Genomic DNA, 15,466 nt, shown 5'->3' with positions numbered 1-15,466 from the left:
ATTCTGGAGCGCTCCGGATGGGGCGGGCGGTCCAATCCGGAGCGGCCCAGTGCGTGGGGGATTCCTGGTAGACCCCGGGGCCATGCCGACGATTGCGTTCTGCACCATCAAGGGTGGCGTGGGGAAGACGACCCTGTGTTCGCACGTGGCGGCGGCGCTGGCGGACGCGGGCCACCGGGTGCTGCTGTTGGATCTGGATCCGCAGGCGCATGCGTCGCTGGTGCTGGGCTTGGAGTCGCGGGAAGGCCCGTGCGTGGCGGATGCGTTCGGGCCTCGGCCGAAGCACAAGCTGGATGAGATCGTGGTGGCGTCGCCGAAGCGGCAGGGGTTGTTCATCGCGCCGGGGGCACCGCGCATGGCGGCGCTGGAGCGTGAGTTGTTCGGCTGGGGTCACCGGCTCCAGGCGATTCCGCGCGCGCTGAAGACGCTGTCGTGGACGCCGGACGTCATCGTCGTGGACACGCCGCCGAGCATCGGCGCGTTCACGGAGGCCGTGCTGTGCTTCGCGGACGTGGTGGTGGCGCCGGTGCCCACGGGCGCGTTCGCGCTGCAGGGCCTGGGTGAGATTGAGACCGCGTGGCGCGACGTGCGCGAGGAGGGCGGCCAGCTGGTGGCCGCGGTGAACCTGTGGGACCGGCGCACGCCCGCGACCAACGTCGCGATGGAGGAGGCGCTGAAGGACGTGACGGTGCCGGTGCTGAAGGCCCGCGTCCCGCGCTCGGAGGCCATCAACCAGGCGGGGCTGGGCTACGAGGTGGTGTTCGACGTGAGCCCGAACGCGGCGGGCGCGGAGGAGCTGCGCGCCATGGCCCGAGAGCTGGCGAAGCTCGCGGGCCTGCGCTGAGGCTCCAGGCGCATCAATCCTCTCCGATGGTGCCGACCCGCAGGGGACCGGCGCGCCGGTAGGTGAGCAGCGCCACGCCCTTGGGCGTGATTTGAGAGGCGGCGAGCTGAAGCATGCGGGGCTGCGTTCCCGGCCCGAAGAGGCGCCGGCCGCTGCCAATCGTCACGGGGATGACGTGCAGATGCAGCACGTCCACCAGGTCATGCGCCAGCAGGGTCTGCAGCAGGCCGCCACTGCCATGCACCTGCAGCTCGCGGCCGGGTGAGGCCTTGAGGCGGCGCACCGCCTCCACCGTGTCGCCCTCCAACAGTCTGGAGTTTGCCCACTCCACATGGCGCAGCGTGGTGGACGCCACGTACTTGGGCAGCGTGTTGAGCGGTCCGGCGATGGGGTCGTCCGGCGCCGTCACGCGCGGCCAGTAGTTGGCGAAGATTTCGTACGTCCCGCGCCCGAGCAGGAACGCGTCCGCCCGGCTGAAGATGTCGACGACATGCGTACCGAGCTCCGGGCTGGAATGGGGTTGCACCCAGCCGCCATGAGCGAAGCCGCCGCTCGTGTCCTCCCCCGGGCCTCCCGGAGCTTGGACCACGCCATCCAGCGTCACGAACTCCGTTACCGTCAGTTCCATGGTCCCATCCATCCCTTCCGGGCAATCCATTCGCCCGTCCAAATTGGCGACGAATGGCCCGGGCGTGGATCGACACGCCGGCATTTTCCGGTGCCATGGGGGCGGGCGGGTGTGCGCTTCTCAGTCCAGGTCCTCCAGGGCCAGTGCTACCTGCTCGCGGTAGAGCGGCACTGCCTCCACGGCGAGCAGGTCCATCAGCAGCTTCCGTGCTCCGGCCTTGTCACCCGCTCGCACGAGGTCCCGCGCCCTCATCTCCGTGATGTTCAGCCGGATGGAACCTTCTCGGATTCGCCCGCGCGCTTCGCGCAGCAGCGCGGTCGCGGCGGCCACGTCCTGGATGGCGGCCTGCGCGTCCGACTCGGGGATGGCCACCTGACGGGCCGTGCGCAGCAGCAGGTCGCGCACCTCGGGAGTGAGCACCAGCGTTTCTCCCGCCTCCACGCGCGAGGCCAGTTCCCGCACTGGGTCCCAGTCGATGTCCTCGGACATGTTCAGCGACCACCCTTCCGCTTCCGGCACTTGTCGCGGGGCCAGTCGCCCTGTTGTCCCTCGCAGTACCGGAAGCAGTCGTAGCAGGAGCCTGACCAGTGGTCCTCCTGGCATTGCACGTACTCAGGGCTTGGGCAGGCCGGGACCGAGCGCCGAGCGCACGTTGGCGTCGGTGAAGCTCGTGCCCCAGACGGCGTTGAGCTCCTGGGCGATGAAGGCGGCGCCCGGCTGGAGCGCTCCCAGCGTGGGCTCGAACATCAGCACGCGCGGGTCGGTGAGTTCCTGCAGGCGGGGCACCACGTCGCTCACGTCGCGGCCCTGCTCCTGGGCGGCGCGCACGCCCTGCAGCCACGTGCGCACGGTGCCCTGGGCGTGGGGGACCAGGAGGGGTTGATCCGCCGCTCCCAGCGTCACGAGCAGGTGCCCCAGGCTCAGCGTGATGACGACGCTGCCGTGCTGGGTGAGCAACGGCCCGTGGTCCGGCGGCAGGGTGTTCCAGTCCACGGCCGGGAGGTTCTGGAGGTACATGGGCGTGAAGCGCTGCGGGGCCTGGTCGACGAGCGCGCGCGTGTGCTCCACGGGGATGAGCGTGTCCCAGTCGTCGTGGAGGATGAGGAACGGCGTCTGGACGGTGCTGGCCAGGTGGGCGGCGGTCCAGCGCGTGTAGTCCGTGCCGGGAGTGACGGGGTCGCCGCCGGTGGTGGCGTAGATGCGGCGGAAGTAGGGCTCGAAGAACTGCTGGTAGCGTGAGCGCATGGCCGGGTCGCTCACGCGCGCGGGCACCCACCGGCTCACGTAGTCCACCTCCGCGGCGAAGTCGGACAGCGGGGACAGGACGACGCCCACGGCGGGCACCACGGTGGAGGGGGCATCCGCCGCGGCGTAGAGCGCCTCGTAGCCGCCCCAGGAGCCACCGAAGATGCCGATTCGCGTGGTGTCCACGGTGGGAGCCTGGGCCAGGAAGCGCATGCCCGCGTTCATGTCGTCGCGGTCGTTCTGGAGATCTCCGCCCGCGTAGAAGCGGCCAAAGACGGCGAGCACGCCGAAGTCATGGACCAGATGGATGAAGGCCTCGCCCGCGATGATTTCGGGCGTGGTGGGCGTGAACGCGATGGGCGACGAGCCCGGACCGTGGTGCGGCTCGCTGTCGTCCGGGTGGATGCCGGCGCCGCGCGCGGCCCACTTCGCGTCCACGGCCTCACCGGTCCAGGCGATGCCGTCATAGGGCTTGGTGAGCACCACCGTGGGGGACACGCCCGGCTTCCGGGGCGGGAACCACTGCGCATAGGTCGCGGCGCGGCCGGGCACCTCCAGCTTGAGCAGCTGATAGGGCCAGGTCTGGTTTGCGGCCCTGAACTCCCCGGCGCCGAGCTGGGTCACCTGGACCGTGCCCGGGTCCGTCGGCGTCTCTTCCGGGATCTGGCAGGCGTTGGTGGACGGGCTGGGGTTGCTGCAGCACGCGGTGGGGACGGAGCCCAGGAGGGTGAGGGCCAGGTACGTGGTCGAGAACAGGCGCATGCCCAGCAGACACCGCGGCGCGGAATTTCTGAAAGCGTCCCCGTCCTTTCCGGACGAGGATGGCGGCACATGGACTACCAGGCGGTGTTGTCAGAGGTCTGGGATGCGGTGCGCCCGGTGGTGGGGCAGGGCCGCGTGGCGACGTACATCCCGGCGCTGGCGGCGGTGGACCCGCGCCGCTTCGGCATGGCGCTCGCGACGGTGGAGGGTGACGTGTACGGCGTGGGGGACTGGCGCGAGCCGTTCTCCATCCAGAGCATCTCCAAGGTGTTCACGCTGGCGCTCGCGCTGTCGCGGGACGGGGACGCGCTGTGGAAGCGCGTGGGCAAGGAGCCGTCGGGCAATCCGTTCAACTCGCTGGTGCAGTTGGAGTACGAGCAGGGCATCCCGCGCAACCCGTTCATCAACGCGGGGGCGCTGGTCATCACGGACCGGTTGCAGCGGCTCACCGGGGACGCTCGCGGCACGCTGCGGGACTTCCTCCGCGCGGAGAGCGGCAATCCGTCCGTGGACTTCGATCCGGTCATCGCCGCGTCGGAGGCGGACCACGGCCACCGCAACCGCGCGCTGGCCCACTTCATGGCGAGCTACGGCAACATGGAGAGCGCCGTCCCGGAGGTGCTGGAGCACTACTTCTGGCAGTGCTCGCTGGCGATGAGCTGCGCGGACCTGGCCCGGGCCTGTGGCTTCCTCGCGCGCCATGGTCAGCGCGCGGATGGATCAAGGCTGCTCACGCGCAGCCAGGCCAAGCAGGTCAACGCGGTGATGCTCACCTGCGGCACCTACGACGCGGCGGGGGAGTTCGCCTACCGCGTGGGCATACCGGGCAAGAGCGGCGTGGGCGGAGGCATCATCGCCGTCATCCCCAACCGCTGCGGCCTGTGCGTATGGAGCCCCGGGCTGGATGCGCGGGGCAACTCGGTGGCGGGAGTGGAGGCGCTGGACCGGTTCACGACGCTGACCGGCCTGTCCATCTTCTGAAGCCGCGGCTTCAGCGCAGTCCGTCCAGCAGCGCGGCCAGCTTCTGGGGCTGGGATGCGAAGGGCGAGTGCGATGTGTCCAGCGTGTCCACGGTGAAGGCGTTGCCGGGTGTGAAGGCGTCCGCCTCGCGGATCATCAGGTCCTGGAGCGCGGGGGCCAGGGCGCGGTCCTGGGCACATCTCACGTAGCTGCGCGGGATGCGGCCCCAGCGCTCCTTGGTGGCGCCGACCTTGCCAATCCACAGGGACACCGGGATGTCGGGCGTGAGCGTGAGCGCGAAGGGCAGGAAGGCTGCTTCGTCCACGTCGTGGTAGAAGCCCGCGCGCAGGGCCTCCCGGTATGCCGCGTCGCCTCGCGGATTGATCCGCACCGCGCCCAACTTCGCGGCGTCGCCGATGAAGAGCGCTTCGCTGTAGGGCGTGTGGGCTTCGGGGAGCGCGCCATAGGCGCTGGCGCTCTGCAGGCGCAGCGGGACGTACGCGCTCAGGTACACCAGCCGGTCAATGAGCCGCGGAGCCTTCTCCGCCGCGCGGGTGATGACCGTGCCGCCCGCGCTGTGGCCCACGAGCACGGGCTTGGGGTCGCCCCGGAATTTCTCCAACGCGGCGACCACGGCGTCCGCGCAGTCGTCCAGCGTGACGTCGGCCAGGGGCGAGCGTTCCTCCTTGAAGCGTGCCGCGTCGCCCGTGAGGTAGGACGCGGGGAAGCGCGCGTTGAGGCCGTGGCCGGGCAGGTCGATGGCCACCACCCGGTGCCCCTTCGCGGAGAGCGCTTCGGAGACGCGCGTCCAGTGCAGGGCGTTGTGCCACGCACCGTGAACCAGGAGGAACGTCCTCGGTTTGCTCGGCGTCTTCGTGGGCGTGGCCGCATGGCCCAGGCCAGGCAGTACGGCCGTGACCAGCAGGGTGGTCTTCATCACGTCACGACGGTTCATGGGGGACTCTTTGGTTGGGGGGAAGCAGGGCGAGGAGCCGCTCGCGCAGGCGTGCAAGGTCGAAGAGCTGCTGCTCCACCTCCGCCAGCCGATCCCGGTGGGCGGCGAGCGCGTCCGGGCAGATGGCGTCCGTGACCTGCCGGAGCATGCAGGGCGGGAAGGTGGCTATCTCCTCCAGGGAGAAGCCCAGGCGGATCATCCGGGCCACCTGGAGGACCTGAGGAACGGCCACTTCGTCGAAGTCGCGGTAGCCGTTGTCGCGGCGGTGGGACGCGAGGAGCCCCGCCTGGTCGTAGTGGCGGATGGACCTCGCGCTGCTGCCCGTGCGCCGGGCGAGTTCTCCGATGTTCATCCTGCGCTCCTGAATCGGGATGCCAGGGCCCCTCCCGGCCGACCTGGTTCAAAACCTGTCCGACTGTCGGACAGGTTTCTGCGGTCCGCTCCCGGCGGGGAGGTCCGGTCGGGTTCTTTCCTTCTCATCCCTGAAGACTCCATGGCCGAGAGCTTCGGGCCTGCCACTGGTGTCAAGGTCAAGACCCCGGCGGGGGAATGTGACCGCGATGTCCCCACGGGATGCCCGACCGCGATCTACGGTGCGCCGCGTGCGCCCGTCTTCGCCCGTGCCCCGTCCGCGTCCCGCGCTTCTCACGCTTGCCTACCTGGCCTTCGTCAGCCTGGGCCTGCCGGACGCGGTGCTCGGGGTCGCGTGGCCGTCGCTGCGCGACACCTTCGGTCTGTCGCAGGCGGCGATGGGCGCCATCCTCGGAACGGCGGCGGCCGCCTATTTCACCTCCGGGTTGCTCGCGGGCCGGCTGATGCGGGCGCTGAACCTGGGGCTGCTGCTGGCGCTGAGCACGGGCTCGGTAGCGCTGGGGCTCTCGGGCTACGCGACGGTGCCGCTGTTCGTGCTGTTCCTGGCCGCGGCCTGCTTCATCGGCTTCGGTTCGGGCGCCATCGACTCCGCGCTCAACAACTACGCGGCCCAGAACTTCGGCCCCAAGCACATGGCCTGGCTGCACGCGGCCTACAGCGTGGGCGCCGCGATGGGGCCGGTGTTGATGACCGCGCTGCTTGCTCGGGGGGCGGATTGGAGGACCGGCTATGCGGTCCTCGCCGTGGTGCTGGGGACGCTGGCGCTGACGTTCCTGCTGATGCGCCGGCTGTGGGACGCGCCGGTGGGAGCGCCGGGTGAGGAGCCTCGCGCGGCGGTGATCACCTCCTCCGCGATGGAGGCCGTGCGCCGGCCCCGCGTGTGGCTGCAGATCTTCACGTTCTTCTTCTACACGGGCGTGGAGGTGACGGCGGGCCAGTGGAGCTTCACCGTGCTCACCGAAGGCCGGGGCCTGCACACCGCCGCGGCGGGCACCTGCGTGAGCATCTACTGGGGCAGCCTGCTGGTGGGTCGCGTGCTGTCAGGCTTCGTCGTCGAACACCTCAGGCCAGTGCGGATGCTGCACGGAAGCACGGTGCTGGCGGTGGTGGGCGCGGCCCTGTTCGCGATTCCCGCCGTGCCGCCCGCGCTGGGGCTCGCGTTGCTGGGACTCGCTCTGGCGCCCATCTTCCCGGCCCTGATGTCGGAGACGCCGCGCCGCGTAGGGCTGGACGTCTCCGCGCACGCGGTGGGCTTCCAGGTCAGCGCGGCGACGGCGGGCGTGGCGGCGCTGCCCAGCCTGGCGGGTATCATCGCGGAGCGATGGGGCCTTCAGTTCATCGCTCCGTACATGCTCGGGGTGGCCGTGGTGCTGGCCCTGCTGCACGGCGTGCTGTCCGCCGTGGCGGACCGCCCCCAGCTCTCCCGCTGAGCGCGGACCTCAGCTCCCGGCAGGAAGGTCCGCGCTGCGCAGTGTCTTCGGGCCCTCGGCCGTCCACTGTGACAGCCGCAGCGTCGCACCCCGCGCCGAGGCGTTCGGCTCCACCTCCACGAAGGTGAAGCGCTGCTCCAGCCTCGCGTGCCGCTGCTTCGCTGGGTCCAGCGACGGATTGCCCTGGAGCTCCGCGAGGTATTCGCCCCACTCCTCGTCGGAGGCCTCCGGGGCGGGGAGCCGCAGGAGGGAGATCCACGTGCCGGTGTTGGCGTAGAGGGGGCCGTTGCCCTCGTGCCAGCGGGCCGCGTGCGTGTGGCCCATCACCACCGCCTGCGGGTTGTACTTCTTGCCCAGCCGAGCGGTTTCCGCGAGCTCGTCCTTGCCGGGCTCCAGGGCGAAGTAGTCCGTGCCGGTCCTTCCGGCGACCGCGCGGTGCAGGCGTGCGTAGAACGCGAACCCCGCCTTGGCCAGCTTCAGCCGGGCACGGCCCAGGGCCTCCGGATTGTCGAAGGCGTTGAGCTTCTCCGGGTCGAGCACCGACAGCAGGGCGTCCACCTCGTCGTCCTTCAAGTCCACTCGCGCCAGGCTGCGCGCCAGGTGCGCGTCCGCGTCCGACGCGCCCACCGCGTCCATCGGTTCCAGCGCGAAGGCCGGCGCGAGGCCCCGGTTCTCCAGCAGGCGCCGGATGAGCGTGAGCGTCCCCGCGCTGAACAGGACCTTGAGCGCGTCCGGCTTCACGCCGAGCGCCACCATCACCGCGCCCTCGAAGTCCGGCTTGAGCAGGTCCATGTACCGCATGCGGTGCTGGTGCTTGAGCGGGTTGAGCAGCGTCTTCACCAGCACCGAACCCGGCGGATAGCGGAAGCGGTTCGCCCGCTCCGACGACAGGAGCGAGGCGTAGTCGATGCGGTTCGCCACGTCGGTGTGCTCACCGTGGGTGACGAGCACGCGCGAACCGCCGACCTCCAGCTGAAGGGGCGCGGTGCCGTCCCGGAACTCCAGCCGCGAAGCGACCTCCCCGGGCTGGCCCAGCGCGGAGCGGATCACCTCCTGGACGTCCGGCAGCGCCAGCTCCAGGTCGTGGTTGCCCACCACCATCGTCGCCCGGCCTCCCGCGGCCAGCACCCGCCCCAGCGCCTTCAGCGCGGGCGCGGTCGGCGCGGACGTCACCAGCGCGCGGGCCTGCTCCAGCGTTTTCTGGGGATCCACCGCCAGCGGGTCGTCGTTGAGCAGGAAGTCGAAGCTGTCCCCGTTGAGGACGACGTGGGTGGGCGTGCGGGTGAAGGAGTCGAAGAGGGCGGGCAGCTCGGCGGCGCCCGCGAAGATGTCATAGGGGCCACCGTTGCCGAGGTGGAGGTCGCTGAGAATGAGCGTTCGCATGGTCGATGCTCCTTTCAGGGAAGCGCCTGCAGGTCGTTGTGCCGGATGCTCACGGCGGGATCGCCGAGCACCACGTAGTTGCGAGCGTCGTTGCGTTCGATCCACCGGTGCAGCAGCTCGCGCGGCTGGAGCTTGCCGTTGGACGTGTTGGCATCCAGGTGCGTCAGCAGGATGTTGTTGGCGGCGGAGAACCGGTCGCGGAAGTCGCGCAGCGCGTGGCCCACTGGCATGCCCGCCATGATCTTCCAGAGCGTGTTGCGGAACGGGTGGATGGTCGTCTGGGTCATCTGCAGGGGCTTGATGGAGAAGCCCCAGGCCCGCTCCACGTGGCCAATCACCGCCAGCGCGCCGCCGTTGGGATGGGCCAGCAGCCGCCGGGGCAGGGCCGCGACGAAAGGCGCGCTCGCGAGCGCGTCGCCGCTGCGTGAGGCAGTGAGCGGGAACTCGTCGTGCGCGGGCGTGCCCATGCCGAAGCAGGCGAAGAAGAACGCCACCAGGCCATGGAGCCGCGCGTCGTCCTGGATGTCCGACGCGGCCACGTAGTGCGCGGGGGCCATCGCCCCAAAGCCCATCCAGTCCTGACTCAGCAGGGCGCCCTGTTTCGTGAGCTGGAGCGGATCATTCGGCTTGAAGCCCACGCCATGGGACGCGGTGAAGAGCACCGCCGGGCGCACGTCCCGGCCGTGGAGCGCGTCCAGCAACCACTCCCGGGTCGCGTCGTCCTCGATGGCGTCACGGCTAGCGAAGCGGGCCTTCGCGGCGACCGTCTTCGCCAGTTGGGGAGGCTGATCCAGCGGCGCGCCGCGCGCCAGCGGTGCAACGAGGCTGTCCGCGCTGAGCTCCGTGGAGCGGTCCGCGGGGTGCTTGGGTCCCCACCAGCTCACCTGCCGGTGATTGGGCACGGAAGCGCCCGTCTCATACGCCACCACGCTGTCCGCGTAGCGCGCGTACTCCGCGGGCGTGTCGAAGGAGAGCCGGCCCACCGCGTACGACAGGGAGAGCGAGTGCTGCACGTCGAACGGGATGACGTCGGGCCCGCCCACGAGCAGGAGGTAATAGGGAACGATGCTCGGCTCCACGTCGCCGATGGGCGCTCCGTGCCGCTCCAGGAACTGATGGGCCGTCTCGCCGGGCTGGTAGGTGAGGACGTGGCACCGGTCCGCTTCTTCCATGCGCTCGCGCCGGTGGGCGAGGAGCGGCTCCAGGCTCTTGCGGAGCTCCTCGGAGGCGGACGCGGGGAACACCACGCCCCAGCCGGCCTTCGTGTAGTCCTCCGGCGGCGCGTCGGGCGGAAGGCCGAAGCTCAGACGCATGGGGAGGAACTCGAGCCACTTCCTCCAGGCCTCGAAGTACGCGGCTTCACCCCGGGGCTCCGCCACCTCCGCGGCCGCGGGCAACGCGATGGGCGGCACCAGGTACTGCCCGGTGACGCCATCAATGCCGTTGAAGACCAGCGGATCTTCCGGGCTGGCGATGGGGCGCTCCACGTTCACCTCCTCCTCGCCATCCTAGGCGTCCCTGCTGACCAGGAAAGAGCGGACAGGGGCCCGGCTGTCAGGCCCCCAGCGTTCGCGGCGGCGGGTGTCGCGTGGCGGGCTCGCTCTGCGACCCGGAGGCCGGCCTGTCACCTGGTCCACGGTCTCCTCGTCCCCCAGGACAGGGCCCCCTCCGGTTCGTGGTGGCAATCCCTTACGTCCCGTTCGCGCCTCGCTGGACTTGTGGCGTGCGAACACAAGTCATTGTGGGATGTCTGACTTTGACTTGATGCATCTGGTATTGCGGGGCGTGTCTGTGTTCACGTTCGATCCGCGTCCGGCGCACATGGCCCCCCTCGCCATGACCGTCCGGGCGCGAGGGAGAACACTCATGACGAAGAACGCCTCGGTCCACGATGTCGTGCAGGGCTGGCTGTCCGGTGATGAGGAGTCCCATGGCATGACGAACCCGGCGGGCCCGGTGTTCGTGGGAGGTATGCGCACGGAGCAGGCGCTCACGGAGTCCAACCTCGTGGAGAACACGGGCTGCAGCAGCTGCAGCGCCTCCACCACCGGCTTCTGCTGTTGATCCATCGCGGCCCCCCGTCCGCATGAATCTCCCCTCCGGCGCCGTGCGCGGTGCCGGAGGGTTTTCGCGCCGTTCCCACCGCCGGTCCCCACCCCCAGGGAGCCCCCTCATGGTCCACGAGGAAGCGTCGATGGCTGCCGAGGTCCCTCCCGAGGGATGGCTCGCGCGCCCCGTGAACGTCCTGCTGGCGCCGCATCTGGACGCGCTCGCGGAGCGGCTGTCCCGGATGGAAGGGCTCTCCCCGGCGGAGCGCGGCGTGGTGGAGGCCGCGGCGCGGGAGACGCTGGGTTTCAGCGCCCAACTCAAGCTCAACCGCGTGCTCCTCCTGGAGCTGCACGCCGCGTCGATGGAGGGACGGCTCGACGCCGCGGACTCACCGGGACGGTGGGCCCGGTTCCTGGAACAGGCCTGCTCCTCCGACTTCCACACGCACCTGCGTGGACGCTACCCGCCGCTGCTGGAGCGGCTGGCGACACTGGGCCGGCTCCAGACCCAGGCGGTGCTGCGGCTGGCGGACCGGTTCGTCGCGGACCGGGAGTCGCTGACGGACCTGCCCGGCCGCCCTCGCGGCGCGCTGAAGCGCCTGCGGTTGGGGGAGGGGGACGCCCACCGGGGCGGCCAGACGGTGGCGTTGCTGGACCTGGAAGCGGGCACGGTGCTCTACAAGCCCCGGTGCATGCGCGTGGATCGCGCGCTGGAGGGCCTGCTCGCGCGCGTGCTGGCGCCGGACGCCGAGTCCACGCGGATCCGCGTGCCGTCCGTGCTGGTGCGCGCGGGCTATGGCTGGGCGGAGTTCGTGGAGCACCGCTTCTGTACGAGCGAGGCCGAGCTCGCGCGCTTCTACCGGAACCTGGGCCACTGGCTCGCGGTGATGCGCCTGTTGGGCGGCACGGACCTGCACTCGGAGAACCTCATCGCGCACGGGCCGGTGCCCGTGGTGGTGGACGTGGAGAGCCTCTTCGCCCCCGATCCGCCCGTGCCTCCGGCGGAGCGCGGACTCGCGGTGGACCTGGCCGCGAAGGCCATCCGCGGCACCGTCCTGCGCACGGGCCTGCTCCCCGTGCGCAGCGAAGGCCCGGGCCTGGGCGGCCTGGACATCTCGGCGGCGGGCTCGCTTCCGGGACAGCAGCCGCGCGTCCCGGCGCCCCTCATCGTCGGCGGCGGCACGGACCGCGCCCGCCTGGGCATGACGTTGCTGGAGCGCCCGCACGCGAAGAACCACCCCAGCCCGGACCCCGTGCTCGCGCGGCACTGGGACCAGGTCGTGGAGGGCTTCCACGAGCTGACCGCGCGCATGAAGACGCTGGACGCCTACGGAGGGCTGCGCCCGCTGCTGGAGCCGTTCACGGGCGCGGTGGTCCGGCGCATCCTGCGGCCCACGCAGACGTACGCGGAGCTGCTGCGCATGCTCTGGCACCCGGCCTCGCTGTACGACGCGCCCAAGGCCCACGCTCGGGCGCGGGAGGTGCTGCGCAAGAACGCCGGCGTGTCCCCCGGCGCGCCCTCCACGACGTCCGTCATCGACGAGGAACTCGCGGACCTGTGCGTGGGCGACATCCCCGTGTTCACCCAGCCCGTGACCCGGAGGATGCTTGACGCCACGCTGGAGGCCTGGCGGTCGGTGGATGAGTCCCTGGAGGAGATGACCATCCAGAGCACGCTGATCAGCGCCTACCTCAACGAGAAGACCGTGCCGCCGCGCGTCCCCGCGCCTGCCACGCCCGCGCGCCGCGAGCGCCTGGATGCGCGGCGCCGGGCCCAGCTGTCCAAGCTGGTCCGCCGCGTGAGCGACGCGGCCGTGCGCGGGCCGGACGGGACGGTGACGTGGATCAGCCCGGTGCTCGCCGAGTACGGCTGGGCGGTACGGCCGCTCTCCGCCGAGCACTACAGCGGACAGGGCGGCGTCGCGGTGGTGCTGGCCCAGTACCTGCGCGAGGTGCACCACGGCCGCGCGGACGCGGTGGAGGGACTGCCGGAGCTGCTGGAAGGCACGCTCGCGGTGCTGCGCGCCACGGAGGACCGCGTGCCGGTGAAGTCACCGGGGGGCTTCGCCGGGCTCGCGTCGCAGGTGTGGATCTGGTCCACGCTGCACGACCTGGGCACCGTCCCCGGCGCGCTGGATCGGGCCCGCGAGCGCGCGGCGGCGCTGACGCCCCAGGCGCTGGATGCGGACGGGCTGCTGGAGGTGCTGGGCGGCGTGGCGGGCGTCATCGTCCCGCTGCTCAACCTGGTGGACCAGACGGGCGAATCGAAGTGGCTGGACATCGCGGCGCACGCGGGGCAGCGGCTGGAGGACACGGCGCGGAGCGTGGCGGGGGACGCGCGGTGGTCCACGTCGATGTTCCCGGAGCCCATTGGCGGCTTCGCGCACGGCACGGCGGGCATCGGCTGGGCGCTGGCCCGGCTGGGTTTGAGCGCGGCGGGGACGGCGGCGGACCGGCGGCGGTGGCGCAGCCTGTCCGAGCGCGCCTTCGACTTCGTGGACGGGCTCTACCGGCCGGACGTGGGCAACTGGACGGACCTGCGCCGCCCGGAGGCCACGGACCAGCTGACGAGCTGGTGCCATGGGAGCACAGGCATCGGCCTGGCGGCGGCGGACCTCTTCGCGCGCACGGGGCTGCCGCGCTACGGGGACCTGTTCCAGCGGGCCCGGGCCGCGGCCGTGCGCGAGGGCTTCGGCTGGACCCACACCCTGTGCCACGGCGACCTGGGGGTGTGGGAGCTCTTGGAGACGGCGCGGCGGCGGTCCCCGGAGCCGCTGTCACCGGACCGGGAGACGCTGGACGCGGAGCTCATCTCCGGACTGGAGGCGCGTGGCCCGGTGGCGGGGCTTGCCCGTGACGCCTTCTCCCCCGGGCTGATGGCGGGGCTGGGCGGCGTCATCCACACGCTCTTGCGCATGCACCCGGAGAGCCGGCTCGTGTCGCCGCTGCTGCTGGGGCGCGCGCCGGACATGGACCCGGACGCGTTCTGAAGCGCGCGTCACCGGCCCGCCCGTGACGGGAGGCCGGTGACGCCAGCTGGGACGTCAGTCGCGGGTGTCGCGGCGCACGGTGACCTTGCGGCCGCGCAGCGTGGAGCCCTTCAGCGCGGAGATGATGCGCGCGGCATCCGGCTCCGGCACCTCCACGATGGAGTACATGTCCGCGATGTGGATCGCGCCGATGCGCGAGGACTCGAGCCCCGCCTCGCCCGCGATGGCGCCCACGAGGTCCGCCGGCCGCATGCCCGCGGTGCGGCCCGCGCCAATGAACAGCCGCGTGACATTCCACTCCGGCGCGCGCTGGGGACGCGCGGGGGCCCGCTCGGACCGTTCGCCGCGCTCGGGACGTTCGCCGCGCTCGGGGCGCTCGCCCCGGTCGGCGGTGCGGGGGCCTCGTGACGGACGCTCGGCGCCGCGGTCCGCGAACCGGCCCGGAGGCCCGGAGCGCTCCGTGCGCGGGAACTTCCGCTCCACCGGCGCCGACACCTGGGGAATGTCCTGCTCGGCGGAGTCCCTGCCCTCGTCCTCCTTCTCCTGGAGGAGCTTGATGGCGGCGGCGGCCACGTCCATGACGCTGAACTCGCCGGACAGGTCCTCCGCGATGCCGCGGAACGCGTCCAGCTCCCCGCCCACGAGCGTCTCACGCAGCGACGAGCGGATCATCTCCAGCCGGCGCGCGCGCAGGTCCGACACGGTGGGGACCGCGGTGACCTCGATGCGCTGGCCGGTGAGCCGCTCGATGTTGCGCAGCAGGCGGTGCTCACGGGGCTCCAGCAGGGTGATGGCCACGCCCTCGCGGCCGGCGCGGCCCGTGCGGCCGATGCGGTGCACGTAGGCCTCCGGCGCGTTGGGCACGTCGAAGTTCACCACGTGGGTCAGCCGGGGGATGTCCAGGCCGCGCGCCGCGACGTCCGTGGCGATGAGCAGGTCCGCCGCCTGCGACTTGAACTGCTTGATGACGCGGTCGCGCTGCTCCTGGCTCATGCCGCCGTGCAGCGCGTGCGCGCGCCAGCCCCGGCCGTTGAGGGACGTGGTGAGCTCATCCACCTCCGTGCGCGTGCGGCAGAACACGATGGCGGCGGTGGGGGACTCCAGGTCCAGCACTCGGCCCAGCGTGGCGATCTTGAACGCGCGCGGCACGATGTAGGCCGTCTGCCGGACGCGCGGCATCTCGCCGGCCTCCAGCTTCTCCTTCTCGATGCGCACGCGCACCGGCTGGTGCAGGTGGCGCTCCGCGATGCTGGCGATGCGCGGGGGCAGGGTGGCGGAGAACAACGCCGTCTGCCGCTTCTCGGGCGTCTCGGAGAGGATGGCCTCCAGGTCGTCCGCGAAGCCCATGTCGAGCATCTCGTCCGCTTCGTCCAGGACCACGGTCTGCACCTGGTCCAGCTTCAGCGTCTTGCGGCGCAGGTGATCCAACGCGCGTCCCGGCGTGGCGACGATGACGTCCACGCCGCGCTTGAGCACGCGCAGCTGCCGGCCGATCTCCTGGCCGCCGTAGAGCGGGAGCACGCTGACGCCCAGCTTCTGTCCGTAGCGGTGGATGGCCTCGGACACCTGCATGGCCAATTCGCGCGTGGGAACGAGCACCAGGGCGGAGGTGCTGTGCGGCGCGGCGGCGCCGGGCTTCAGGTGCTGGAGGAGCGGGAGCGAGAACGCTGCCGTCTTGCCGGTGCCCGTGGCGGCGATGCCCAGAAGGTCCTTCTGGGCCAGCAGCGGCGGGAGCGCGGCGGCCTGGATGGGGGTGGGCTCTTCGTAGCCGAGCGACGTCAGCGCCTCGACGAGGTCGGGCTTGAGCCCGAGGGCGTCGAAGGAGGGGGTTTCGGGGGCAGCAGGAGGC

At 71.4% G+C, this 15,466-nt stretch carries 13 protein-coding genes; 5 read left to right on the top strand and 8 right to left on the bottom strand.

Features of this window, described 5'->3' with window-relative positions:
• Window positions 1–82: 82 nt before the first annotated feature.
• On the top strand, window positions 83–844 hold the full coding sequence (locus tag D7V80_RS34945; RefSeq protein ID WP_120592215.1) for a ParA family protein: 762 nt from the start codon (window positions 83–85) through the stop codon (window positions 842–844).
• Window positions 845–857: 13 nt separating this feature from the next.
• Here the strand turns inward: D7V80_RS34945 and D7V80_RS34940 are convergent, their stop codons facing one another.
• From D7V80_RS34940 to D7V80_RS34930, 3 genes are all read right to left on the bottom strand, one after another.
• Entirely contained in the window at window positions 858–1,472 is a 615-nt protein-coding gene (locus tag D7V80_RS34940) for a dihydrofolate reductase family protein (protein WP_120592218.1), read from the bottom strand.
• A gap of 120 nt (window positions 1,473–1,592) precedes the next feature.
• Window positions 1,593–1,961: a DUSAM domain-containing protein gene (locus D7V80_RS34935; protein ID WP_120592214.1), complete on the bottom strand. Its 369-nt coding sequence runs from the start codon at window positions 1,959–1,961 to the stop codon at window positions 1,593–1,595.
• A 123-nt stretch (window positions 1,962–2,084) separates the two neighbouring features.
• Window positions 2,085–3,479 carry a S9 family peptidase gene (locus D7V80_RS34930; RefSeq protein ID WP_120592213.1) on the bottom strand — a complete coding sequence of 465 codons (1,395 nt, stop codon included), beginning with the start codon at window positions 3,477–3,479 and terminating at the stop codon, window positions 2,085–2,087.
• Window positions 3,480–3,548: 69 nt separating this feature from the next.
• On the opposite strand from D7V80_RS34930, the gene D7V80_RS34925 reads away from it, so the two are divergent.
• Window positions 3,549–4,460 (top strand): glutaminase, encoded by a 912-nt coding sequence (locus tag D7V80_RS34925; RefSeq protein ID WP_120592212.1) that lies wholly within the window; start codon window positions 3,549–3,551, stop codon window positions 4,458–4,460.
• A gap of 10 nt (window positions 4,461–4,470) precedes the next feature.
• On the opposite strand, the gene D7V80_RS34920 is transcribed toward D7V80_RS34925, so the two are convergent.
• Window positions 4,471–5,394, bottom strand: coding sequence for an alpha/beta fold hydrolase (locus D7V80_RS34920; RefSeq protein ID WP_120592211.1), 924 nt, complete (start codon window positions 5,392–5,394; stop codon window positions 4,471–4,473).
• Window positions 5,381–5,746, bottom strand: a complete 366-nt coding sequence (locus tag D7V80_RS34915; protein WP_120592210.1) for a MerR family transcriptional regulator — start codon at window positions 5,744–5,746, stop codon at window positions 5,381–5,383. The genes D7V80_RS34920 and D7V80_RS34915 overlap by 14 nt, the downstream gene beginning before the upstream one ends.
• A 250-nt stretch (window positions 5,747–5,996) precedes the next feature.
• Between D7V80_RS34915 and D7V80_RS34910 the strand changes: the two genes are divergently transcribed.
• The gene (locus D7V80_RS34910) at window positions 5,997–7,196 is read left to right on the top strand and encodes a sugar MFS transporter (RefSeq protein ID WP_233585940.1); all 1,200 of its coding nucleotides are present in this window, start codon (window positions 5,997–5,999) and stop codon (window positions 7,194–7,196) included.
• Window positions 7,197–7,205: 9 nt separating this feature from the next.
• Here D7V80_RS34910 and D7V80_RS34905 read toward each other — a convergent pair whose 3' ends face one another.
• Window positions 7,206–8,579, bottom strand: coding sequence for a metallophosphoesterase (locus D7V80_RS34905; protein ID WP_120592208.1), 1,374 nt, complete (start codon window positions 8,577–8,579; stop codon window positions 7,206–7,208).
• 14 nt (window positions 8,580–8,593) lie between these two features.
• Window positions 8,594–10,066, bottom strand: coding sequence for a hypothetical protein (locus tag D7V80_RS34900; protein ID WP_147447316.1), 1,473 nt, complete (start codon window positions 10,064–10,066; stop codon window positions 8,594–8,596).
• A gap of 379 nt (window positions 10,067–10,445) precedes the next feature.
• Between D7V80_RS34900 and D7V80_RS34895 the strand changes: the two genes are divergently transcribed.
• Both D7V80_RS34895 and D7V80_RS34890 read left to right on the top strand, forming a co-directional pair.
• On the top strand, window positions 10,446–10,643 hold the full coding sequence (locus tag D7V80_RS34895) for a DUF6229 family protein (RefSeq protein WP_014396871.1): 198 nt from the start codon (window positions 10,446–10,448) through the stop codon (window positions 10,641–10,643).
• 130 nt (window positions 10,644–10,773) lie between these two features.
• Complete coding sequence (locus tag D7V80_RS34890; protein WP_233585939.1) at window positions 10,774–13,617, top strand: type 2 lanthipeptide synthetase LanM family protein; 2,844 nt, start codon at window positions 10,774–10,776, stop codon at window positions 13,615–13,617.
• A gap of 54 nt (window positions 13,618–13,671) precedes the next feature.
• Here the strand turns inward: D7V80_RS34890 and D7V80_RS34885 are convergent.
• Window positions 13,672–15,466 (bottom strand): DEAD/DEAH box helicase (locus D7V80_RS34885; RefSeq protein ID WP_147447315.1); only part of this gene is annotated, 1,795 nt, incomplete at its 5' end.

The sequence above is a fragment of the Corallococcus sp. CA054B genome (genome assembly GCF_003611625.1).
Taxonomy (GTDB): domain Bacteria; phylum Myxococcota; class Myxococcia; order Myxococcales; family Myxococcaceae; genus Corallococcus; species Corallococcus coralloides.
This window is presented reverse-complemented; position numbering and strand designations above follow the sequence as displayed.

What these genes read in the sequence shown, in the direction of transcription:
- D7V80_RS34945 (WP_120592215.1), top strand. Translation starts at nt 83, where the DNA reads ATGCCGACGATTGCGTTCTGCACCATCAAGGGTGGCGTGGGGAAGACG.
- D7V80_RS34940 (WP_120592218.1), bottom strand. Translation starts at nt 1,472, where the DNA reads ATGGAACTGACGGTAACGGAGTTCGTGACGCTGGATGGCGTGGTCCAA.
- D7V80_RS34935 (WP_120592214.1), bottom strand. Translation starts at nt 1,961, where the DNA reads ATGTCCGAGGACATCGACTGGGACCCAGTGCGGGAACTGGCCTCGCGC.
- D7V80_RS34930 (WP_120592213.1), bottom strand. Translation starts at nt 3,479, where the DNA reads ATGCGCCTGTTCTCGACCACGTACCTGGCCCTCACCCTCCTGGGCTCC.
- D7V80_RS34925 (WP_120592212.1), top strand. Translation starts at nt 3,549, where the DNA reads ATGGACTACCAGGCGGTGTTGTCAGAGGTCTGGGATGCGGTGCGCCCG.
- D7V80_RS34920 (WP_120592211.1), bottom strand. Translation starts at nt 5,394, where the DNA reads ATGAACCGTCGTGACGTGATGAAGACCACCCTGCTGGTCACGGCCGTA.
- D7V80_RS34915 (WP_120592210.1), bottom strand. Translation starts at nt 5,746, where the DNA reads ATGAACATCGGAGAACTCGCCCGGCGCACGGGCAGCAGCGCGAGGTCC.
- D7V80_RS34905 (WP_120592208.1), bottom strand. Translation starts at nt 8,579, where the DNA reads ATGCGAACGCTCATTCTCAGCGACCTCCACCTCGGCAACGGTGGCCCC.
- D7V80_RS34895 (WP_014396871.1), top strand. Translation starts at nt 10,446, where the DNA reads ATGACGAAGAACGCCTCGGTCCACGATGTCGTGCAGGGCTGGCTGTCC.
- D7V80_RS34890 (WP_233585939.1), top strand. Translation starts at nt 10,774, where the DNA reads ATGGCTGCCGAGGTCCCTCCCGAGGGATGGCTCGCGCGCCCCGTGAAC.